General features: G+C 65.0%; 22 protein-coding genes. 10 read left to right on the top strand and 12 right to left on the bottom strand.

The window, feature by feature from the left end:
- Positions 1 to 2 precede the first annotated feature (2 nt).
- The 4 genes from FHP89_RS18280 to FHP89_RS18295 all read right to left on the bottom strand — a co-directional run bounded on the left by FHP89_RS18280 (position 3) and on the right by FHP89_RS18295 (position 5,000).
- Positions 3 to 431: an FKBP-type peptidyl-prolyl cis-trans isomerase gene (locus FHP89_RS18280; protein WP_144179755.1), complete on the bottom strand. Its 429-nt coding sequence runs from the start codon at positions 429 to 431 to the stop codon at positions 3 to 5.
- On the bottom strand, positions 428 to 922 hold the full coding sequence (gene lspA / locus FHP89_RS18285; RefSeq protein ID WP_144179756.1) for a signal peptidase II: 495 nt from the start codon (positions 920 to 922) through the stop codon (positions 428 to 430). The genes FHP89_RS18280 and lspA overlap by 4 nt, the downstream gene beginning before the upstream one ends.
- A gap of 279 nt (positions 923 to 1,201) precedes the next feature.
- Positions 1,202 to 4,045 carry an isoleucine--tRNA ligase gene (gene ileS, locus FHP89_RS18290; protein WP_144179757.1) on the bottom strand — a complete coding sequence of 948 codons (2,844 nt, stop codon included), beginning with the start codon at positions 4,043 to 4,045 and terminating at the stop codon, positions 1,202 to 1,204.
- A 10-nt stretch (positions 4,046 to 4,055) separates the two neighbouring features.
- Positions 4,056 to 5,000, bottom strand: a complete 945-nt coding sequence (locus FHP89_RS18295; RefSeq protein WP_144179758.1) for a bifunctional riboflavin kinase/FAD synthetase — start codon at positions 4,998 to 5,000, stop codon at positions 4,056 to 4,058.
- A 164-nt stretch (positions 5,001 to 5,164) separates the two neighbouring features.
- Between FHP89_RS18295 and egtB the strand changes: the two genes are divergently transcribed.
- Together egtB and egtD are read left to right on the top strand one after the other, a co-directional pair.
- Entirely contained in the window at positions 5,165 to 6,451 is a 1,287-nt protein-coding gene (egtB, locus tag FHP89_RS18300; protein ID WP_144179759.1) for an ergothioneine biosynthesis protein EgtB, read from the top strand.
- The gene (gene egtD / locus FHP89_RS18305) at positions 6,448 to 7,419 is read left to right on the top strand and encodes an L-histidine N(alpha)-methyltransferase (protein ID WP_144179760.1); all 972 of its coding nucleotides are present in this window, start codon (positions 6,448 to 6,450) and stop codon (positions 7,417 to 7,419) included. Before egtB ends, egtD begins: the two co-directional genes overlap by 4 nt.
- Here the strand turns inward: egtD and FHP89_RS18310 are convergent.
- Together FHP89_RS18310 and tsaE are read right to left on the bottom strand one after the other, a co-directional pair.
- On the bottom strand, positions 7,412 to 8,737 hold the full coding sequence (locus FHP89_RS18310; RefSeq protein ID WP_144179761.1) for an N-acetylmuramoyl-L-alanine amidase: 1,326 nt from the start codon (positions 8,735 to 8,737) through the stop codon (positions 7,412 to 7,414). The two genes, egtD and FHP89_RS18310, sit on opposite strands and share 8 nt — an antisense overlap.
- Positions 8,701 to 9,207, bottom strand: coding sequence for a tRNA (adenosine(37)-N6)-threonylcarbamoyltransferase complex ATPase subunit type 1 TsaE (gene tsaE, locus FHP89_RS18315; RefSeq protein WP_144179762.1), 507 nt, complete (start codon positions 9,205 to 9,207; stop codon positions 8,701 to 8,703). The genes FHP89_RS18310 and tsaE overlap by 37 nt, the downstream gene beginning before the upstream one ends.
- Here tsaE and queG point away from each other — a divergent pair.
- Positions 9,190 to 10,296: a tRNA epoxyqueuosine(34) reductase QueG gene (gene queG, locus FHP89_RS18320; RefSeq protein ID WP_144179763.1), complete on the top strand. Its 1,107-nt coding sequence runs from the start codon at positions 9,190 to 9,192 to the stop codon at positions 10,294 to 10,296. The two genes, tsaE and queG, sit on opposite strands and share 18 nt — an antisense overlap.
- A 29-nt stretch (positions 10,297 to 10,325) precedes the next feature.
- Positions 10,326 to 11,135 carry a glutamate racemase gene (gene murI, locus FHP89_RS18325; protein WP_144179764.1) on the top strand — a complete coding sequence of 270 codons (810 nt, stop codon included), beginning with the start codon at positions 10,326 to 10,328 and terminating at the stop codon, positions 11,133 to 11,135.
- 11 nt (positions 11,136 to 11,146) lie between these two features.
- Here murI and FHP89_RS18330 read toward each other — a convergent pair whose 3' ends face one another.
- The 5 genes from FHP89_RS18330 to FHP89_RS18350 form a co-directional block, all read right to left on the bottom strand.
- A complete protein-coding gene (locus FHP89_RS18330; protein WP_222105439.1) occupies positions 11,147 to 11,773 on the bottom strand; it encodes a hypothetical protein in 627 nt (208 codons plus the stop codon).
- A gap of 215 nt (positions 11,774 to 11,988) precedes the next feature.
- Positions 11,989 to 12,372, bottom strand: a complete 384-nt coding sequence (locus tag FHP89_RS18335) for a DUF488 domain-containing protein (protein WP_144179765.1) — start codon at positions 12,370 to 12,372, stop codon at positions 11,989 to 11,991.
- A 7-nt stretch (positions 12,373 to 12,379) separates the two neighbouring features.
- Positions 12,380 to 13,231, bottom strand: coding sequence for a sulfurtransferase (locus FHP89_RS18340; RefSeq protein WP_144179766.1), 852 nt, complete (start codon positions 13,229 to 13,231; stop codon positions 12,380 to 12,382).
- Entirely contained in the window at positions 13,228 to 13,587 is a 360-nt protein-coding gene (locus FHP89_RS18345) for a SpoIIAA family protein (protein WP_144179767.1), read from the bottom strand. The genes FHP89_RS18340 and FHP89_RS18345 overlap by 4 nt, the downstream gene beginning before the upstream one ends.
- A 58-nt stretch (positions 13,588 to 13,645) precedes the next feature.
- The gene (locus FHP89_RS18350) at positions 13,646 to 14,509 is read right to left on the bottom strand and encodes a DMT family transporter (protein WP_144179768.1); all 864 of its coding nucleotides are present in this window, start codon (positions 14,507 to 14,509) and stop codon (positions 13,646 to 13,648) included.
- 146 nt (positions 14,510 to 14,655) lie between these two features.
- Here FHP89_RS18350 and alkA point away from each other — a divergent pair, with 146 nt between their 5' ends.
- From alkA to FHP89_RS18370, 4 genes are all read left to right on the top strand, one after another.
- Entirely contained in the window at positions 14,656 to 16,089 is a 1,434-nt protein-coding gene (gene alkA / locus FHP89_RS18355; protein WP_144179769.1) for a DNA-3-methyladenine glycosylase 2, read from the top strand.
- Positions 16,086 to 16,574, top strand: a complete 489-nt coding sequence (locus tag FHP89_RS18360; RefSeq protein ID WP_144179770.1) for a methylated-DNA--[protein]-cysteine S-methyltransferase — start codon at positions 16,086 to 16,088, stop codon at positions 16,572 to 16,574. The genes alkA and FHP89_RS18360 overlap by 4 nt, the downstream gene beginning before the upstream one ends.
- A complete protein-coding gene (locus tag FHP89_RS18365) occupies positions 16,574 to 17,482 on the top strand; it encodes a DMT family transporter (protein WP_144179771.1) in 909 nt (302 codons plus the stop codon). The genes FHP89_RS18360 and FHP89_RS18365 overlap by 1 nt, the downstream gene beginning before the upstream one ends.
- Positions 17,483 to 17,826: 344 nt before the next feature.
- Positions 17,827 to 18,774, top strand: a complete 948-nt coding sequence (locus tag FHP89_RS18370) for a PEP-CTERM sorting domain-containing protein (protein WP_186300416.1) — start codon at positions 17,827 to 17,829, stop codon at positions 18,772 to 18,774.
- A 61-nt stretch (positions 18,775 to 18,835) separates the two neighbouring features.
- Here the strand turns inward: FHP89_RS18370 and FHP89_RS18375 are convergent, their stop codons facing one another.
- Positions 18,836 to 19,078, bottom strand: a complete 243-nt coding sequence (locus tag FHP89_RS18375) for a hypothetical protein (RefSeq protein ID WP_144179773.1) — start codon at positions 19,076 to 19,078, stop codon at positions 18,836 to 18,838.
- Between the two features lie 171 nt (positions 19,079 to 19,249).
- Between FHP89_RS18375 and FHP89_RS18380 the strand changes: the two genes are divergently transcribed.
- Together FHP89_RS18380 and FHP89_RS18385 are read left to right on the top strand one after the other, a co-directional pair.
- Complete coding sequence (locus FHP89_RS18380; protein WP_144179774.1) at positions 19,250 to 20,161, top strand: glutaminase; 912 nt, start codon at positions 19,250 to 19,252, stop codon at positions 20,159 to 20,161.
- 86 nt (positions 20,162 to 20,247) lie between these two features.
- On the top strand, positions 20,248 to 21,282 hold the full coding sequence (locus tag FHP89_RS18385; RefSeq protein ID WP_144179775.1) for a DnaJ C-terminal domain-containing protein: 1,035 nt from the start codon (positions 20,248 to 20,250) through the stop codon (positions 21,280 to 21,282).
- Positions 21,283 to 21,293 lie beyond the last annotated feature (11 nt).

The raw sequence follows: 21,293 nt of genomic DNA on the forward strand, positions 1-21,293 counted from the left end.
CGTCAGAGGATGCCGATGATCTCGACATCCAGGGTGATGGTCTTGCCGGCCAGCGGATGGTTGAAATCCACCTTGGCCTGGGTGTCGTCGATCTCGCGCACCAGTCCGGAGTAGCGCGAACCGTCCGGCGCGACAAACTCCATGATCGTCATCGCTTCGATCGGCTCGTCGGGCATGTCCTGGCGGCGCACGGTCTCGATCAGCTCGGGCCGGTAGGGGCCGAAGCCTTCTTCCGGCGTCAGCGTGAAGCTGTGATAGCTACCGTCTTCGAGGCCGGCGAGGCGCGCTTCGAGTTGGGGCATCATTTCGTTGGCGCCCAGCTGCAGTGTGGCCGGCTTGCCTTCGAAGGTGCTGATGACGGGCTGGCCGCTGTCGAGCGAGATGCGGTAGTTGAGCGTGACCAGACTGTTGGCTTGGATGGTTTGCGTCACGAATGGTTCTCCTTGGGCGCGCTTTGGTTTGCGGGGCGGAACTGCGCCCACAGCATCAGACCCACGCCCAGCGTGATGGCCGAGTCGGCCAGATTGAAGGCGGGCCAGCCGTAGCGGCCCACATGGAAATACAGGAAATCGACTACTGCACCGATGAACAGCCGGTCGATCACATTGCCGATGGCACCGCCGATGATCAGCGCGAAGGCGAAGGGCTGCAGGCGTTCATGTTGATGCTCGTACATCAAACGCCCCAGCCACAGGCAGATGATTACCGCCAGGCCGGTAAAGAACCAGCGCTGCCAGCCGGAGTGATCGGCCAGAAAGCTGAAGGCCGCGCCCGGATTGAAGAGCAGCACCAGATTGAAAAAGCTGGTGACCGGTATCGACTCGCCCGGCACCAGCTGGGCGAGCACGATCTGCTTGCTCAGTTGATCAAGCACCACCACCACGAAAGCAAAGGCCAGCCACAGGCTGAAACGCGGACGCATCAGTGTTTGTTTTCCGGCTGGCGTAGGGCGGATAAGCCATAAGGCGCATCCGCCGATCTCGGCCAATGTTGCGGTGATGGCGGATGCGCTGCGCTTATCCGCCCTACGTTCGTCAAGCATTGGGGGGCGTCGCCCGCCCGCCGGGCCGCCCCAAGGGCGGGCGCCACCCCCTCGGGGGGGTGAGGCAGGGGTTTCGCAAAGCACTGCTTTGCGCCAGCCGAACGGGTCGCCTGTGCAAAGGCGACCCTCCGCGAACGAAGTGAGCGTGGGGGCCTTTCTCTAGGCATGGCTACGCGCTTCGCCGTCGCCATGCAGATTGCTGTGGCACCGGTTGCACAGGGCGGGATGGTCGGCAATCGAGCCGACTTCCGGCCGGTAGTGCCAGCAACGCTCGCACTTGGCGTGCTCTGAGGCGACGGCGTCGACGCGTTGCTCGTCTGCGCTGTGAACCGCCTCCAGCGTGGCGGCCGAGGTCTGCAGCACGAGGCGCAGGTCTTCGCCCAGCGAGGCCAGCGCAGCCAGGCGCTCGGGGGCAGCCTTGACCACCACTTCGGCCTGCAGTGCGGAGCCGATGGCGCCGGTGGTGCGCAGGGCTTCGAGTTGCTTCTGCACGTCGGCGCGGGCTTCGCGGATGATCTCCCAGCGGGCGATCAGCGCGCCTTCGTCGGCTTGCGCGGGCAGCACATGCCAGGTCTGGAACATCACGCTGTCGTCCTCGCCCTTGCCGATCAGCGCCCAGACTTCTTCGGCGGTGAAGGACAGAATCGGCGCCATCAGCTTGACCAGCGTCTGGGTGATATGCCACAGCGTGGTTTGCGCAGCGCGGCGCGCGGGCGAGTTTTCGGCCGTGGTGTAGAGACGGTCCTTGAGAATGTCGAGGTAGAAGGCGCCGAGCTCTTCGGAGCAGAAAATCTGCAGCGCCTGGACCACACGGTGGAATTCGAAGGTGGCGCAGTCGGCCTCGGCCTGCTTGGCCATCTGCCGCGTGAAGGCGAGCGCGTAGCGGTCGATGTCCAGCCATTGTTCGACCGGCACGCCGTTCTTCTCGATGTCGAAGTCGGCGGTGTTGGCGAGCAGGAAGCGCAGGGTGTTGCGCACGCGGCGGTAGATCTCGACCACGCGGTCGAGGATCTCCTTGGAGATCGACAGCTCGCCCGAGTAGTCGGTGCTGGCGACCCACAGGCGCAGGATTTCGGCGCCGAGCTTGTCGGAGACTTCCTGCGGCACCACCACGTTGCCGACCGACTTGCTCATCTTGTGGCCCTTGCCGTCCACCGCGAAGCCGTGGGTCAGCAGCGCGTGGTAGGGCGGGTGGCTGTCGATGGCGCAGCCGGTGAGCAAGGAGGAGTGGAACCAGCCGCGGTGCTGGTCCGAGCCTTCGAGGTAGAGGTCGGCGCGCGGGCCGGTGGCGTGGCCGTCGGGGTGCGAGCCGCGCAGCACATGCCAGTGCGTGGTGCCGGAGTCGAACCACACGTCGAGCGTGTCGCTGATCTTGGTGTACTGGCCGGCCTCGTCACCGAGCAGTTCGGCGGCGTCAAGCTTGAACCAGGCTTCGATGCCTTCCTGTTCGACGCGCTGGGCAACCTGGTCCATCAGCGCGACGGTGCGCGGGTGCAGCTCGCCGGTCTCCTTGTGCAGGAAGAAGGGGATGGGCACCCCCCAGTTGCGCTGGCGCGAGATGCACCAGTCGGGCCGGTTGGCGATCATGGCGTGCAGGCGCGACTGGCCCCACGAGGGGTAGAAGCGGGTGTCGTCCACGCCCTTGAGCGCGCGTTCGCGCAGGGTGGAACCGTCGGCCACCTGGCGGTCCATGCCGACAAACCACTGCGCCGTGGCGCGGTAGATGACGGGCGTTTTATGGCGCCAGCAGTGCATGTAGCTGTGGGTGATTTTCTGGTGCGCGAGCAGGCAGCCGACTTCCTCGATCTTGGCGACGATGGCCGGGTTGGCCTTCCAGATCATCTGGCCGCCGAAGAAGGGCAGGTCGGGCACATAGTGGCCGTCGCCCATCACCGGGGTGAGGATCTCGTCATTCGTGCGGCCGTAGGCATGCCAGGCGTTGAAGTCATCCACGCCGTGCGCGGGTGAGGAGTGCACGATGCCGGTGCCGGCGTCCAGACCCACGTAGTCGGCCAGGTATACCGGTGAGACGCGGTCGTAGAAGGGGTGGCGGAATTTGATGACGTCGAGTGCGGCTCCTTTGGTCGTGGCCAGCACTTCTCCTTCGAGTTTGTAGCGGGCCAGGCAGGACTCGACCAACTCGGCGGCCAGTATCAGTAGGCGGTCACCGACGTCGACCAGCGCGTAGTCAAACTCGGGGTGCATGTTGAGCGCCTGATTGACCGGGATCGTCCACGGCGTGGTAGTCCAAATCACGGCGAAGATCGGTTTCTGCGCGGCGGCTAATGTAGCAGTGAGCTGCGGACTGTCAGCTTCTGGAGCTCCAAAGAAAGCTCTGAGTGTGTTTTGAACGTGGCTTGGGTCGCATGGAAACGCCACGTCGATTTGCGGCGACTGTTTGTCTGCGTACTCCACTTCGGCCTCGGCCAGCGCCGAGCCGCAATCGAAGCACCAGTTCACCGGCTTGAGGCCCTTGAACACATAACCGGCCTCGACCATCTTGGCCAGCGCGCGGATCTCGTTCGCCTCGTTGGCGAAGTCCATGGTCTTGTACGGGTTATCCCAATCGCCCAGTACGCCAAGGCGGATGAAATCGGCCTTCTGGCCTTCGATCTGCTCGGCCGCGTAGGCGCGGCACAGCTCGCGCACCTTGTCGGCGGGCAAGCCCTTGCCGTGGGTGACCTCGACCTTGTGCTCGATCGGCAGGCCGTGGCAGTCCCAGCCCGGCACGTAGGGCGCGTCATAGCCGGCCAGCGTTTTGGAGCGGACGATGATGTCTTTCAGGATCTTGTTCAGCGCATGACCGATGTGGATGCTGCCGTTGGCATACGGCGGGCCATCGTGCAGCACGAACTTCGGTCGGCCGGCCGACGCCTGGCGAATCTTCTGGTAGAGCTTGCGCTGCTGCCAGTCCTGAACCCAGCCCGGCTCGCGCTTGGGCAGGTTGCCGCGCATCGGGAAGGGGGTGTCGGGGAGATTGAGCGTCGTGCGGTAGTCAGCCATTGCGGTTCTTTTAGCGTGAGGTATCGAGCGAATTGTGAGAGAGCCAGACGCGGGCAGCGTCGGCGTCAAGTGCGATCTGGGCGGTCAGCGCGTCGAAGGAATCGAATTTTTGTTCGTCGCGCAGCTTGTGCAGAAAATGCACCCGCAAATGCGCACCGTAGCAGTCCTGATCGAAGTCGAACAGGTGCACTTCCAGTGTCGGCCGGCCGGCACTGTTGACCGTGGGGCGAACGCCCACGCTGGCCACGGCCGGGCGCAGCGCGTTGCCTAGACCTTCGACGGCCACGGCATACACGCCGGAGAGCGGCGGGTGGCGGCCTTTGAGCTGGATGTTGGCGGTCGGATAGCCCAGCGTGCGGCCAATCTGGTCGCCGTGCACGACACGGCCGGCAATGCTGTAGGGGCGACCAAGCAATTGCGCCGCGCGGTCCAGTTCGCCACCTGCCAATGCGGCGCGCACGGCCGAACTGGAGACGCGCTCGGCGCCACAGGCGTGGGTCGGCATGGCTTCGACGACAAAACCGAGGCGTTCGCCGGTGGCCTTGAGCATCGCAAAGTCGCCTTTGCGGCCCGCGCCAAAGCGGAAGTCATCACCGATGATCAGGTGGCGCACCTTGAGGTTGCGCACCAAGACAGTTTCGATGAAATCCTCGGCCGTGAACGCGGCAAAGCGGGCGTTAAAACGAATGATGCGGGTGATATCGACGCCGGCAGCGGACAGCAGCAGCAGCTTTTCGCGCAGTGAGGCCAGACGCGCAGGGGCCTGCGCAGGCGCAAAATACTCGCGCGGATGGGGCTCAAAGGTGAGCACCACTGCCGGCAAGCCAAGAGCCTGAGCCTTATCCGTAAGAAGGCGGAGCAGGGCCTGATGTCCGCGGTGGATGCCATCGAAGTTGCCGATGGTCAGTACCGAGGCCGTCGTAGCCTGTTCCGCGTCGCCGCGTGTAACCTGCATAAGCGCCTGAAAAAAGCGGCAATTATAGCCTCAAGGCGCCGATTTTCGGACGTTTGGTGCGCCGCCGCAAGGGTGCGCGGCGCGAACGGCGCACCGATACGCGTGCTTGACCATGGCATCCGCATTTGGTTTGCTGAGGGCTGGGACGCCGAGAGGGCCATGCGATGAACGACCGGGCAAGCATCAATCAGGCGCCACAGATGCGGCGTGAAGACAGGGCCGAGGCCTACATGCGGGTGCGCGCGGCGAGCGAAGCCTTGTGCGCGCCGCTGTGCATCGAAGACTACGGCTTGCAGACGGCCGATTTCGCCAGCCCGCCCAAATGGCATCTGGCGCATGTGAGCTGGTTTTTCGAAACCTTTCTGCTCGAACCCTATCTGCCGGGGTATGTGATCTTTGATCCGGCGTTCCGCACGCTGTTCAATTCCTATTACGAACAGGTCGGCCAGTTTCATCCGCGGGCCGAGCGCGGGCATTTGTCGCGCCCGACGGTTGAGGCGGTGTATCGCTACCGGGCGCATGTGGATGCCGCCATGCGCGACCTGATTGCCGGCGCGGACGAGGCGCAGTGGCTGGCGATCGAAACGCGGCTGGCGATCGGGCTGAACCACGAGCAACAGCACCAGGAGTTGCTGCTCACCGACATCAAGCAGCATTTTTCGGTCAATCCGCTGCGTCCGGCCTATCGCAGCGATCTGGCCACGCCGCGTCAGGGCGATGCGCTGCCGCTGGCCTGGCAGGGATTCGAGGGCGGCTTGATTGACAGCGGTTTCGATGGCGAGGGCTTCTGCTACGACAACGAGCGCCCGCAGCATCGCGTGTTTCTCAATCCCTTTGCGCTGGCCAATCGGCCGGTGACCAATGCCGAATACCTCGCTTTCGTCGATGCTGGCGGCTACCGCAATCCCGCGCTATGGCTGTCCGATGGCTGGGCCACGGTGCAGCGCCTGGGTTGGGGCGGCCCCCGCTATTGGGAGCGCATTGGTGGTGACTGGCATGAATTCACGCTGGGCGGCATGCGCACGCTTGACCTCAACGCGCCGGTCTCGCATGTGAGTCATTTTGAAGCGGACGCCTACGCGACCTGGGCCGGTGCGCGGCTGCCGACCGAGGCCGAATGGGAGCATGCGGCGGGGGCCGTGCCCAACGAAGGCAACTTTGTTGATGCTGATCTACTGCATCCGCAAACCGCGGTGGGCGAGGGGCTGGTGCAGCTGTTTGGTGATGTGTGGGAGCACACCGCCTCGGCTTACCTCGCGTACCCCGGCTATCGCGTGCCGGAGGGCGCGCTGGGCGAATACAACGGCAAGTTCATGTCCGGGCAGATGGTCTTGCGCGGCGGCGCCTGCGCCACGCCGGCCGGGCATGTGCGCGGCACCTATCGCAATTTTTTCTACCCGCAGGAGCGCTGGCAGTTTCAGGGCATCCGCCTGGCGCAGGATCTGACATGAGCGCACTCCCCAATTTCGAACTCCACGACCTGAAGCCGGCGGTGGCCGATTTTCGGCGGGAGGTGCTGGCCGGTCTGGCCGCCACGCCGCGGCGCATCGCGCCCAAGTTTTTCTACGATGCCGCGGGCTCGCACCTGTTCGACGCCATCACCCAGCAGCCCGAGTACTACCCGACCCGCACCGAAATCGGCCTGCTGCGCGGTCATGGGGTGGAGATTGCCGAGCGGCTGGGCCGGCAGGCGGCGCTGATCGAACTGGGCAGCGGCAGCGACATCAAGATTCGCTGCTTGCTGGACGCTTTGCGACCGGCCGAATACCTGCCGCTCGATATCTCGCTGGATCATCTGCGGGAGTCCGCCTCGGGCATCGCCCGCGACTATCCTCAGGTTCGGGTGCGCGCGACCTGCGTCGACTACACCCGCGAGTTTCCCTTGCCGCCGATTGCGCCGGAGGCGCACCGAGTGGTGTTCTATCCCGGCTCCAGCGTCGGCAATTTTGAGCCATCCGATGTGCGCGACTTGTTGCGGTGGGTCGCCGGCATGGTCGGGCCGGGCGGGCGGCTGCTGATTGGCGTCGATCTAAAGAAAGACCCGGCGCGCCTGCATGCCGCCTACAACGACGCCGCCGGCGTGACCGCCGCGTTCAATGGCAATGTGCTGACACGCATGGCCACGGAGTTGGGCGCGAAGCTGAAGGTCGAGGATTTCGCGCATCACGCCTTCTACAACGAGGCGCTCGGGCGTATCGAAATGCACCTGCGCGCGTTGCGCGCGACGTCCATTGAGATTGCCGGACAGCGTTTCGACTTTGCCGAAGGCGAGGGCATCCACACCGAAAATTCCTACAAATATTGCGAGGAAGAATTCGGCGCCTTGGCGGCGAGCGTGGGTTTTGTGACCGAGCAGGTGTGGTGCGACGCTGACCGGCTGTTCAGCGTGCACTGTCTGCGGGTGGGCGCGCTCAGTTGAGCTGGGCGATGCGGGTGCGGGTCAGCGGCGGGTTGTCGTCGAAGTAGCGACGGATGCCTTTCAGGATGGCGTTGGCCATTTTGTCCTGATAGGCGTGGTCGTTGAGGCGGCGCTCTTCTTCCGGGTTGCTGATGAAGGCGGTCTCGACCAGCACCGAGGGGATGTCCGGTGCCTTGAGCACGGCAAAGCCGGCATGCTCGACATCGCGCTTGTGCAGCGTGTTGATGTCACCCAGCTCGGCCAGCACGGCCTTGCCGACTTTCATGCTGTCGTTGATCGTGGCGGTTTGCGACAGGTCGAGCAGGGTGCGCGCCAGATGGCCGTCCTGACCGCCGAGGGCGACGCCACCGATCAGGTCGGCATTGTTTTCGCGCTTGGCCAGCCAGCGGGCGGCCGCGCTTGAGGCGCCGCGCTCGGAGAGCACGAACACCGAACTGCCGCGCGCATCGGGTTTGACGAAGGCGTCGGCATGGATCGACAGGAACAGGTCGGCTTTCACGGCGCGGGCCTTCTGGACGCGCTTGTGCAGCGGCACAAAATAGTCGCCGTCGCGGGTCAGCACGGCGCGCATGCCGGGCTCGGCGTCGATGCGCTTCTTGAGCAGGCGCGCGATCTTGAGCGTGACGTTCTTTTCGTAGCTGCCACGACGACCCACGGCGCCGGGGTCTTCACCGCCATGGCCAGGGTCGATGGCGACCGTCACCAGACGGTTCATCTTGCGCTCACCGGCCGGGTCACGGCGCTCGGTGTGCTTGGCGGTTTGCACGTCGGCGCCGTCGCGGGTCGGGGTCGGCGCTTCGCCAACGGCCGCTTCGGTGGGGGAGTTCTTTTCGATCAGCGCCAGCAGCGGGTCGATCGGCTCGGTCGGGTAGAGGTCCACCACCAGCCGGTGGCCGTAGGCGCCAATGGGCTGCAGCGTGAAGATCTGCGGGTTGATCTCTTTCTTGAGCTCGACCACCACGCGCACCACGCCCGGGCGGTTGCGGCCGGCGCGGATGAGCTGGATGTAGGGGTCGCCACCGGTCACGCTGTCGGGCAGGTGCTTGAGCACGCTGTCGAATTCGACACCTTCGAGGTCGACGACCAGGCGGTCCGGACCCTTCAGGACCATGTGTGAGGCTTTGATGTCGCTGTGCGATTCGAGCGTGATGCGGGTGTAGTCTTCGGCCGGCCAGATGCGCACCGCCACCAGTTTGGGGGCGGCGTGGCCGAGCGGCGTGACCAGCATGGCAAAGGTGGCACTGGCCGCTTTGAGAAAATGGCGGCGTGCGGTGGGCTGCCCTACTGGGCTGGGCGCTTCGCTATTTTTATTGCGCATTGTCGTCCCGTGTCCGTCAGAGGGCGAATGAGTGCTTCGCGCCCGTCACCGTCAATTGCCAGCCTGATCTCGATGTCCGCCGGGCTGACATACGGCTCGGCTTTTTGGGGCCATTCGACCAGACAGACGCCCTGAGCTGAAAAATATTCTTCGAGTCCCGCATCCAGAAATTCTTCTGGTGAAGTGAACCGATAAAAATCAAAGTGATATAAGTCTAATCTAGAAACTACATAAGGTTCAATCAAGGTGTATGTGGGACTTTTCACGCTGCCGGTGTGACCGAGGCCTCTGAGCAGGCCGCGCACCAGCGTGGTTTTGCCCGCGCCGAGGTCGCCTTGCAGGTAAATCACCAGCCCCGCGGCCATCGCCGGCGCCAGTGCGGCGCCCAAGGCGAGGGTGTCGGTTTCATCAGCCAGATGCGTGTGCAGGCTGGGGTCGCTATCATCCGGGCTATGGATAAATTCGATCATCAGGAGGTCTCCGGGGCGGTGGGCGAGGCGTTCGACGTCGATGCGCTCGCGGCGCGCATTCGCGCGTGGGGCCTGGGGTTTGGCTTCGGCGAGGTCGGCATCACGGGCACGGATTTGCCGGGCGCGGAAGTGGGCCTGCAAGCCTGGCTGGCGGCGGGTTTTCACGGCGAGATGGATTATATGGCCAAACATGGCCTGCGCCGCTGCCGCCCCGCCGAGCTGGTGCCGGGCACCTTGCGGGTGATCACCGCGCGGCTCGACTACTGGCCCGAGTCGGCCGATGCCGACGCGGCGCTGAACGACCCCGAGCGGGCCTACATATCGCGCTACGCGCTTGGGCGCGATTATCACAAAGTGTTGCGTTTACGCCTCAAAAAACTGGCTGAACGCATCGCCGAGGAGGTGCCGCACGGGTTTCGGGTGTTCACCGACTCGGCGCCGGTGACCGAAGTGGCGCTCGCCACCGAGTCCGGCATCGGCTGGCGCGGCAAGCACACGCTGCTGATCAGCCGCGAGGCCGGCTCCTTCTTTTTTCTGGGTGAAATCTTTACCGATCTGCCGCTGCCGGTCGACCCGCCAGTCAGCGACCACTGCGGCGACTGCACCGCCTGCATCACCGTCTGCCCGACCCAGGCCATCGTCGCGCCCTACAAGCTTGATGCGCGGCGCTGCATCTCCTACCTGACCATCGAATTGCACGGCGCGATCCCGGTCGAATTCCGTCCGCTGATCGGCAACCGTGTCTATGGCTGCGACGACTGCCAGCTGGTGTGCCCGTGGAACCGTTTCGCGCAGCGCACGGCCGAGGCGGACTTTGCCGTGCGCCATGGCCTCGACACCGCCTCGCTGGTCGAGCTGTTCGCCTGGACGGCAGAAGACTTCGAGTCGCGCATGCCCGGCAGCCCGATCTACCGCATCGGCCATGAGCGCTGGCTGCGTAATCTTGCCGTCGGTCTTGGCAATGCGCCGGGCACGCCGGCGGTGCTTGCTGCTTTGCAGGCGCGCGCGGACGATTCGTCCGAACTGGTGCGCGAGCATGTCGCCTGGGCGCTGGCGCAACACGCCGACCGCGCCGCGGCATCGGCGTAGAATGGCCGCTTTTTCGCCCGACCGCCGCCATGCCTGCTGACCGTTCCCTGCCCATTGGTGTGTTCGATTCCGGCGTCGGCGGGCTGACCGTGGTGCGTGCGCTGATGGAGCGCCTGCCGCTCGAAAACATCGTGTACTTCGGCGACACCGCCCGCGTGCCCTACGGCATCAAGTCGGTCGCCACCATCGGCCACTACACCGAGCAGATCACCGACTTCCTGATGGCGCGCGGCGTGAAGATGCTCATCGTCGCCTGCAACACCATGGCCGCGGTGGCCGGCGATGTGGTGCGCCAAAAGGCCGGCGATGTGCCGGTGCTGGACGTGATCGACGCCGGTGCACAGGCCGCGGTGGCCGGCTCGACAGGTCGCGCCATCGGCGTCATCGGTACGCCCACCACCATCAACTCCAACGCCTACGCCCGACGCATGCATGCGCTCGACCCCAGCGTGCGTGTCTATTCGCAGGCCTGTCCGCTATTCGTGCCGCTGGTCGAAGAGGGCTGGCTCGACCACCCGGTCACCCGCATGACCGCGCTCGAATACCTCAAGCCGGTGCTCGCCGAGCATGTGGACTCGCTGGTGCTCGGCTGCACCCACTACCCCTTGCTCAAACCGCTGCTGATGGACGTGGCCGGCCCGGGCGTGCGGCTGGTCGACTCCGCCATTACGGTTGCCGAACAAGCTGCGCAGACGCTCGTCCGGTTGAAGCTGGCCAACGCTGGCGAGCAGCACTCGTCCGCGCAGTTCTGTGTGACCGATATCCCGCTGCGGTTTCAGACCATTGGGGAGCGGTTTCTGGGGCGCTCGCTCGGCCAGATCGAACGCATCGAGTGGTAGGTGCGTCGCCGTTAATTCACCGCAAAGCAATAAAACAGGCCGTCGCCGCCAGTGCCCTGCAAATCGCTCTGACTGCAGCCGCGCGAGCCGTGTGAGCTGTTCCACGACTTTGACGGTGCGTCGTCGCGCAAACCGATACGGTCGTGGTGGCCAACCATCGCGCTGCCCGCGCCGCTGCTTGTCCAGTCGTTACAGGTTTTGCCCGCCGCCAGTGTGCCGTCCGGGTTCGAGCCGGTCAGGATGTCGTGACGGTTGGGCGTGTCGCCCCGCCCGTTGATGACCTCGCCGGTTTCGGTCAGCGCGGTCTGCTTGGTCAGCCCGTTCTGGTCGCTGTGCAAGTCGGCCACGCTGCTCGCAATGCGCTCGCCTTTGGCGTTGGCCCACGGGCCCTTTCCAATGCGGTCGCGCGCATTTACCCCGGTGCTGCTCAGGTAGGCATGCCATGTTTTGTTACCGGCGCCGGCAGCGGCGGCAAGCTTCTGGCAGTGCGCATCCGCGCCGGTCAGACCGCCCAGGTTTGCCCCTTGCCCGGGTCCGGCGCTGGTGACGAAAAAGCTCATCCCGCCGTGTCCGCCCATGGTGCTGCAGCCGGCCAGTAAAACCGTGCCGAGTAGTGCGAGTGTGGTCTTGTGATTCATGCTCGTCTCCTTCCGGTCGGCGCGCGAAGCCCGCACGCGGGCGACAGCAACGGGTTTCTGGCTGCTGTGAGAATGGGGTTGTCATTCAGGTATAGAACATCGGTGGGGTGAGAGATATTCCCTGCGCGTTGCCCGAAGGCTGCGAAACAGAATCAGCGCGTCGTCGCGCGATCAAGCCGTCCCCACCGGGGTTTCGTCTACAGCCTGCCCGTGGACTAGATGGCTGCGCCGTTTTCCTTCAGGAGATCGCGTAGCACCGAGCGGTGGCAGTGCAATTCGTTCTCGCAATAGCAACCGACCGAGAAGTTGCTCTGGTGCGAGAGCGTTGCAAGCAGTGCGAGGGCATGGGCGGCCGAGGGCTCGCGCATTTCTGAGCGGTACTTTTTCTTGAAAGCCGACCATTCTGCGTCGGTCTTTGCCGCCTGGCCGAGTTTCATGGTGTCGCCGCTTGGCGCCAGTACCGGGAACCACACATCATAGAAATTGCGTGAGGCGAACTCGGTCTTGGGCACGCCGCGAGGCGGGCGGCGGACCGTGCCGATGCGGGTGCCTTCGTCCGGTGCGCGGTCGGTGCCGAGGCGAACGACTCTGATGGTCATTGATGTCTCAAGTGCCTGTCGCGATGGCGCGCCCTGCATCCGCACACCATTCACTCCACGACCCCGGATACAGCCGCCCGCCAGACAGCCCGGCGATTTCCATCGCCAGCAGGTTGTGGCAGGCGGTGACGCCGGAGCCGCATTGGTGCACGACCTGTTGCGGGTCGCGGCCGGCGACGAGTGAGGTGAATTCCCTGCGTAGTTGTTCGGCCGACTTGAAGCGGCCGTCGGGGCCGAGGTTGTCTTTGAAGAAGCGGTTGATTGCGCCGGGGATGTGGCCGCCGACGGGGTCGATGGTTTCGTTCTCGCCGCGGAAGCGGTCGGGGCTGCGCGCGTCGATGAGCAGCATGGCGTCGCTGCCCTTGTGGCTGTCGACATAGCTCGCGTCAACGGCGAGCGGTCGAAGTTCGGCGTCGAAGCGGGTGGCCGTGGGGGTGACCTCTTTCTGACTGAGCAGTCCGTTGGCCGAGCACCAAGCCTGGAAGCCGCCGTCGAGTACCGCGACGTTGCGATGGCCGAGCCAGTTGAGCAGCCACCACAGGCGGGCCGCGTACATGCCGCCGCCGTCGTCATAGGCAACGACCTGGCTGTCGCGGTTGATGCCGATCTCACCCAGACGTTGCGCCAGGGCGACCGGATCGGGCAGGGGGTGCCGGCCGTTCTTGCCCGTGCGCGGGCCGGACAGCTCATCGTCCATGTGCAAAAAATGGGCGCCGGGGATGTGGCCTTTGGTGTAAGCGGCGCGGCCGAAGTCGGGGTTGCCGAGGTCATGCCGGCAGTCGACCACCACCCAGCCGGGCGCCTGCAATTGGTGGATCAGGCGCTCGGGGGTGATCAGCGTGCACAGCGGCTCGGTCATGCGACGGTTTCCGCGTCGGTCAGCCAGGCGCGGGCGTTGAGTTCGTCGGTGAAGACCTGTACATCGGCGTCAACAAACATCTGCGACACCCAGGCACTCCAGGTGGCCCATTGGTCTTCGGTGATGACGGCGATCTTGCCGAAATCGTGTTTGTGCTCACGGCTGTAGCGGATCTCTTCCCAAGCCACGTCGATGGTGAAGCCGCTCATCTCGCGTAGGTCGATCAGCAGATTGACCGGACCCTCGAACTTGATCTTGTAATTGACCAGCTCTTCGAACTCTTTGTAGTCCGCGAGGGTGAATTCGCCGAAGACGGCGATAGCGACGAGTCCGTCGGAGTGCTCTTTGGTGATCATGCCATGCTCCTTTTGGGCAGAAGGCCTGTCTCTACTATAACGACCGGCCGGTGGGGCTTCAATCGCGGTGTGATGCGGCGGGGGCCGGTGCGCGGGCGCGGGTGATGAGCATGCCGCTGACCACGATCATGCCAATGCCCAGCCACGCCGCGGCCGGCAGCACTTCGCCCCACAACACCACGCCGAACAGGCTGGCGAATATCACCGTCGAATAGGCCAGATTGGCCGCGACAATGGTGGCGCCAACGCGATAGGCGCGGGTCATGGCCAGTTGGGCGGCCGTGCCAAACACGCCAATGCCCAGCACCAGCGCGGCGCCCGTGGCATCAGGCGCGGTAAAGCCGTCGCTGGCGAACACGAAGGGCAGGGCGCCCAGGCAGGTGACACACGAAAAGTAAAACACCGTGCGCGACTCCGGCTCGCCCGCGCGGCCGAGTTCTCGCACATTGATGTAGGCGAGGCTGGCGATCAGGCCCGAGGCCAGCCCGGCCACGGCGCCCAGCCATTGCTCCGGGGCGATGGTGGGGTGCAGCAGCACGACCACACCGAGAAAACCGAGTGCTACGGCGCCGATGGCCAGCGCGCGCAGCGGCTCGCGAAACCACAGGGCGAGCAGCAGTGCGACAAAAATGGGTGAGGTGTAATTAAGCGTGACTGCCGCGGCCAACGGCAGCAGGCTGATCGCAAAAAAGTAGCAGCCCAGCGCAATCGAGCCCGCCACGGCGCGGGTGAGCTGTAATCGCCAGTGCCGGGTGCGAAAAGGCGTGCCCCGGCTGCGCATGAACACCGCCATGAACAGCAAGCCGGCCAGACCGCGGTAAAAGGTCAGCTCGGCAATGCCCACGCGGTCCGCGCCGAGCTTGACGCATACGCCCATGCAGGCGAACAGCAAACTGGCGAGGATCATCCAAAAGGCGGGCATGGCATGGCGCGGTGCAACACAAAAACGCATTGAACCACAGGCCTTGCGTCACCGACAGGACGGTGCGCCGCGGCCCGGACAGTTTTGTCTGATTCCATGTCCGATGTGTTCGTGCCCGATGCGTCCGGGCTGACCATAATGCAGGCATGGAACTCGATCCTGACCGCTGCTATGACGCTTTTACCACCCATGATGCCCGCTTTGATGGCCGGGTGTTCGTGGGTGTGAGCTCGACCGGCATCTACTGTCGGCCGGTGTGCCGGGTGCGCACGCCGCGGCGGACCGTGTGCAGTTTTTATGTGAGTGCGGCGGCCGCCGAGGCCGCTGGCTTTCGCCCCTGCCTGCGCTGCCGGCCCGAGCTGGCGCCGGGGTTGTCGGCCATGGACGCGAGCGCCACGCTGGCGCACGCCGCGGCTGGCCTGATCGATGCGCACCTGGCGGACGATCTGTCGGTAACGTCGCTGGCCGGCAAGGTTGGCATCACCGATCGCCATCTGCGCCGCCTGTTTCGTGAACAATTTGGGGTTGCGCCGGCAGACTATCTGCGTACCCGCCGCCTGTTGCTGGCCAAGCGCCTGCTCACCGACACAGCGCTGCCCGTTACCGAAGTGGCGGCGGCCGCCGGCTTCGGCAGCTTGCGGGCACTCGAATCGGCCTTTCAGCGCAACTACCGCATGGTGCCGTCTGCGCTGCGTGGCAAGGTGCGGCAGATGGCGGGCGATGGCCTGCATTTCACGTTGGCGTACCGGCCGCCCTTCGACTTCGCGCGGCTGATCGACTTCCTCGCCGGGCGCACCATCCTTGGCGTGGAGCAGGTGGCCGAGGGCGAGTATCGCCGCACCGTGCGGCTCGACGGGCACCGCGGCTGGCTGCGGGTGCGCCCCGGCAAGACCGCGCTTGTAGTGACGCTGTCTCCGTCCTTGTCGGCCGTGGTGCCCGCGGTGCTGGCGGGCGTGCGGCGCCTGTTCGATCTCGACGCCGATCCGCTGGCCGTGCTGCAAGCGCTCGGCCCGCTGGCCGAGGCCCGCCCCGGGCTGCGGCTGCCGGGCGCCTTCGACGGCATCGAGATGGCGGTGCGCGCGGTGCTCGGCCAGCAGATCACCGTCAAGGCTGCACGTACCCTGGCCGGGCGTTTTGCCGCCGCTTTTGGCGAACCGATCGAGACGCCCTGGGCGGAATTGAACACCTGCTTCCCCAGCGCCGAGCGCATCGCCGACCTGAGCATCTCTCAGATCGCCGAGCGCGGCGTCATCAGCCGACGTGCCGAAGTCATCATCGCGCTCGCCGCGGCGGTGGCCGAGGCACGGCTGATGCTCTCGCCCGGCGCGCCGGTGCAGGAGACCATCGCGCAGCTTCAGGCCTTGCCCGGCATCGGCCCGTGGACGGCGCACTACATCGCCATGCGCGCGCTGGCCTGGCCGGACGCCTACCCTGACGGCGACTACGGCGTGCGCGCCGCGCTGGGCATGTGCAGCACCCGCGAGGCGCGCCTCCAGGCCGAGGCCTGGCGGCCGTGGCGCGCCTACGCGGTCATGCATCTATGGGCTTCGCTGGGCGAAGCCGAGGAGACCCCATCATGAACACCCCGCCATACGGACTGCGCTTTGATACCTCGCTCGGCGTGTGCCAGGTGCGCGCCAGCGATGCCGGATTGCTTAGCGTGCGTTTCGACGAGGCGGCGTGCGATCTGCCCGCCAACGGGCTATGCCACGAGGCGGCGCGGCAAGTCAGCGCCTATCTGGCCGGCGAATTGAGTGCCTTTGATCTGCCGCTGGCACCGCAAGGCACGCCCTTCCAGCAGTCGGTGTGGTCGGCCTTGCGCAAACTACCCTATGGCGCGACCACGCATTACGGCGCGTTGGCCGCCGCACTCGGCCGGCCGACTGCTGCGCGCGCCATCGGTGCCGCCGTCGGCAAAAATCCAATCTGGCTGATCATCCCCTGTCATCGCGTCATTGGCCGCGACGGCTCACTCACCGGTTACGCCGGCGGCCTGCCGCGCAAGCGCGCGCTGCTGGATCTGGAGGCGAGCGTGGCCACCGAATTGACCGGGAGCGCACACTGATGCGACCGCGTGACACATTCGATTTGTTCGTGCTGGCCGCGCTGTGGGGTGCCAGCTTTCTGTTCATGCGTCAGGCCGCACCCGATTTCGGCCCGGTCGGGCTGATCTTCATTCGCGTGCTGTTCGCCGCGCTGTTTTTGCTGCCGATCATCGTTTGGCGCGGGCAGTGGCGCGAACTCATTCAACACGCCTGGCCGCTCACCGTGATAGGCATCCTCAACTCCGCGCTGCCCTTCGTGTTGATCGCCTGGGCGCTGCTCTCGCTCACCGCCGGCTTCGCTTCCATCGTGAACGCCACCGCCCCGCTGTGGGCCGCCGTGGTCGCCTGGCTGTGGTTTGGCGAGCGGCTCACAAATTGGCGCGCGGCCGGTCTGGCCATCGGCTTTATCGGCGTGGGCGTATTGGTGTCCGGCAAAGCGGGTTTCCATGGCGAGCACATTGCGCTGTCGGTGGTCGCCGGCTTGCTGGCCACGCTGTCGTATGGCGTGTCGGCCAACTACACCAAGCGCTATCTCACCGGCGTGTCTTCGCTGGCCATCGCCACCGGCGGCCAGACCGCCGCTGCCATCGCGCTCGCGCCCCTGGCCTGGTGGCTGTGGCCGAGCGGCCCGATCAGCCTCGGCGCCTGGGGCGCCGCCGTCGTGCTGGCTGTGGCCTGCACGGCTGTGGCTTACATCCTCTACTTCCGCCTCATCGCCAACATCGGCCCGGCCCGCGCCATCGCCGTCACCTTTCTGATCCCCGCCTTCGGCATGGGCTGGGGCGTGCTGATCCTCGACGAAGCCCTCGGTCTGCGCATGCTCGCCGGCGCCGGGGTGATCCTGGCCGGTACCTCGCTGGCGACCGGTTTGGTGGATGGCGAGAAGCTGCGGCGCTGGGCGGTGAAGCTGGGCTTGCGGGCGGCGTGAGGTGCCGCGGATTCGGTGGCGGGAATGTTGGCGTCTGTTAGCTTGATGGCATAGTCGTTTGGAATTGTTGTGTGCTAACCTTCTGGGGTTTTCTGCTTCCTGTGGGGTTGGCGATGAATGTGTTGTGTGCGGCGAGGCCGCAGCCTGCGATTGGGCGTGTCGGACTGTGTGTAAGCGTGTTGTCCATTTGCCTGGCGGCCCCGGTGGCGTCGGCTGCGGTGAGCTACACAGTCACGCCGATTGCGAGTGGCTTTATCGCCACCGATATCAATGACGCCGGATGGGTCGCTGGAACAAGCATTGGGTCTAACTATCGAGCGTCTTTGTGGTCTTCCGGGAGCGGCATGCTGGATCTCGGGCAGCTCGTTGGGGCGACGCCCAACTCAATGGCGCTGGGGATCAACAACGATAACCGTGTGGTGGGCGCCGGAGTCTCCGGAAGCACTCGCATTCCCCGCACCGATCTTGAGTGGACTGATGATGCCTTTCAGTGGACGCGTGATACTGGCATGCAGTACCTGAACACATCCAGTCCTCAGGTGAGCAGTCTGGCGGCGGCGATCAACGATCAGAATCAAATAGCGGGCACCGTCAATCATGGCGGTACGCGGGTCGCGGCCATAACCACACCCGACGGCACTCAGCGATTGCTTGGTACGCTGACCGGCGGGTCGGACTACAGCGGCTGGACCGGGTTTAGCTCGGCGTCGGCAATTAATGCAGGCGGCGATGTCGTCGGGACAGGTCGCTCAGTCTCGGGTGGCAACCATGCGTTTTTGTGGACCGAAGCCGGCGGCATGCAAGACCTCGGTTTTCTGCCGGGTGCCTATGAAAACAGTCGTGCGACCGGCATCAACGACGCGCGTCAGGTGATCGGATGGAGCCAGGGTGACGATTGCTGGTGTGCTTTTCTGTGGTCGGCAAGTGACGGAATGCAGAGTCTCGGGCATTTGTCTGGCGCTGCCTCGGGTTACGAGAGCAGTTTCGCTTCGGATATCAACAATGCGGGGCAGGTGATCGGCTGGTCTTATGTCGGCGATGTCGCGCATGCGATGCGATGGACCGAAACCGCTGGCATGCAGGATCTGAATGCTTTGATCGATCCGGCCGAAGGCTGGGTGCTGAGCAGCGCCAACGGCATCAACGAAAAGGGACAAATCGTTGGTACGGGTCTGTTGAATGGGCAAAGCTACGGTTTCGTGTTGAGCCCGGTGCCAGAGCCTGCTACCTGGGCCATGATGTTGGGCGGACTTGGCGTGTTGTTCCGGCGTCGTCGGAGCGTTTCCGCTTGAAGCGCACTGTTCGTTAAAAATAGGGCCGCGCAAGGCGGCCCTGATATTCCATCTTGGTGAGTCACATCCCAAGCACTTTCATGGCCTTGGCGAGCGTGTCGACTGATTCCTGATGCTTGCCGGCCTTGTGCAGGGTTTCGCCTTCGGCGCGCCAGTTTTTGACCTGTTCCATTTGCTCAGCGGTGAGTTGCGGGTTCTTGGACATGGCTTCGTCAATTTTCTTCATGTCGGCGGGGCAGTGAAATGCCCAGGCGCCGGTGGAGAGGGCAAAAAGTGTTGCGGCCAATGCGGTTTTGATTTTCATGGGGAGTCTCCTTGGGGGCGCAGCCTGAGGCTACGGTAGTTTCAAGCTAGTCGGGCCGTCGAGCCGTCGCCAGCACAAAAGCGTAAGTTTGATTGTGTCGCTCGCCCCGACCGGCGCTGTGGTGGCAAAGCGGTAAGCTGTGCGCTTGGCAGTCTTATCCAGGAGCGAAGCGTGGATTATCAATCGGTGCTCGACGCGATTGTCGACGAGGTCAGACCCCTGGTCGGCGAGGGCAAGGTGGCGGATTACATCCCGGCGCTGGCGCGGGTGCCGGCCGAGCGCTTCGGGATCGCGCTGTACACGGTGGATGGCGAGGTGGCGCTGGCGGGCGATGCGCTGGAGGCGTTTTCGATCCAGAGCGTGTCCAAGGTGTTCAGCCTCACACTGGTGTTGCAGCGGGTCGGCGAAAAGCTCTGGCAACATCTCGGCCGCGAGCCCTCCGGCGATCCATTCAATTCCTTGATGCAACTGGAGGTTGAACAGGGTAAGGCACGTAACCCGTTCATCAACGCCGGGGCGATCTGCGTCGCCGATCAGCTGACGTCCTTGAGCGATGACCCCAAGGCCGAGTTGCTGAATCTGGTCAGCACGCTGTGTGGTGAGGCGGTCGGCTTTGATGTTGAGGTGGCCGAGTCGGAGCGGGCGACCGGGTTTCGCAATGCCGCGCTGGCCAATTTCATGAAGAGCTTCGGCAAGATCGACAACGACGTGGACCGGGTGCTGGATGTGTATTTCAACCAGTGTTCGATCGCAATGAACTGCGTTCAGATGGCGCGTGCCATGGCCTATCTGGCCAACGCGGGCGTGCAGCCGGTGGCTGGGCGCGAGATCGTCACGCCGCGTCAGGCGCGTCGGATCAACGCGCTGATGCTCACTTGCGGCACCTACGATGCGGCGGGCGAGTTTGCGTTTTTGATCGGGCTGCCCTGCAAGAGTGGTGTGGGCGGCGGCATCGTGGCGGTGGTGCCGGGCGAGCTGGCCTTGTGTGTGTGGTCGCCCGGACTGGGCAGCACGGGTAACTCGGTGGCGGGCATGCGCGCGCTGGAATTGTTTGTTGCCAAAACCGGTTTGTCGGTGTTTTGAACGGGGGCGTGTGCACTCGCCCCAAGCGGGCTGGCAGCAGGTAGACTTGCTGCTTCTTCGCCGTTCAGTGTCAGATTGGTTCGCCCATGTCACCAGCCAGCCGTGCCGATGCTTTTGCCGCTCTCGATCTCGCCCCCGGCGCCTTGCCGGCCGAGATCAAGCGCGCATTTCGCCGTCTGGCGATGCAGTGGCATCCCGACCGGAACAATGGTCACGGTGCGGCAGAACGCTTTCGGCAGGTCAAGGCGGCACACGATTACCTGGTGCGCGGCGGCGATGAAGATGCCGAGCGCGCCGCCGACACCGACAGCGCACCGGCGCGCGGCCCCGATCAGCACGAAACCCTGTGGCTGGATATCGAAGAGGCGATCTTTGGCGGCGTGCATGAGCTTGAGCTCGAGCGCCCGGAAACCTGTGGCGAGTGTGCCGGCAGCGGGCGGGTCACGCTGGCCTCGTCGCGCATGTGCAGTTGCTGCCGCGGCAGTGGACGGGTGCGCAGCAAAACCGGCCTCGATCATTGCGATGCCTGCGGCGGCCGGGGCTACAGCGCCGAGGCGACCTGCGAGACTTGTGCCGGGACGGGCGAGACGCGCTCGGGACGCAAGGTGCGCGTCACGGTGCCGGCGGGCATGTGGCCGGGGCGGCGTCTGCGCCTGGCGGGCAAGGCCGCGCCGGTGGCTGATTTGCCGCCGGGCGATCTGCTGCTGCAAAGCGAGTTGCGCCTCCACGGGCTGTTTGCGCTGCGCGGCGACACGCTGGAAGTGAGCGTGCCGGTGCCTTTGTTTGATCTGCTCGCCGGTGGCGCGGTGGACGTGCCGGTGCCGGGCGGTGAGACCGAGACGGTGAGCGTGGCGGCCGGCACCGCCAGCGAAACCCATCACACGCTGGCCGGCCACGGACTGCCCTTGCGCAGCGGCGGGCGCGGCGATTTGAGTGTGGTGCTGCAACCGGTGCTGCCCGCGAAATTCGGCAAGGCCGATCTTGACGCCCTGCGGGTGCTGCAAGAAGCCCTGGCCGGGCGCGAAGCGAAACTCTATCCGTCGCTGGCCGAGTGGCGCGCGCGCTGGCTCAAGGCGGGCGCGGGCAAGCGCAGCAAGAGCGCGCGCAAGAAGGGCCGCTGAACCGGCCCGTC

The organism is Denitromonas ohlonensis (genome assembly GCF_007625205.1).
GTDB lineage: Bacteria > Pseudomonadota > Gammaproteobacteria > Burkholderiales > Rhodocyclaceae > Nitrogeniibacter > Nitrogeniibacter ohlonensis.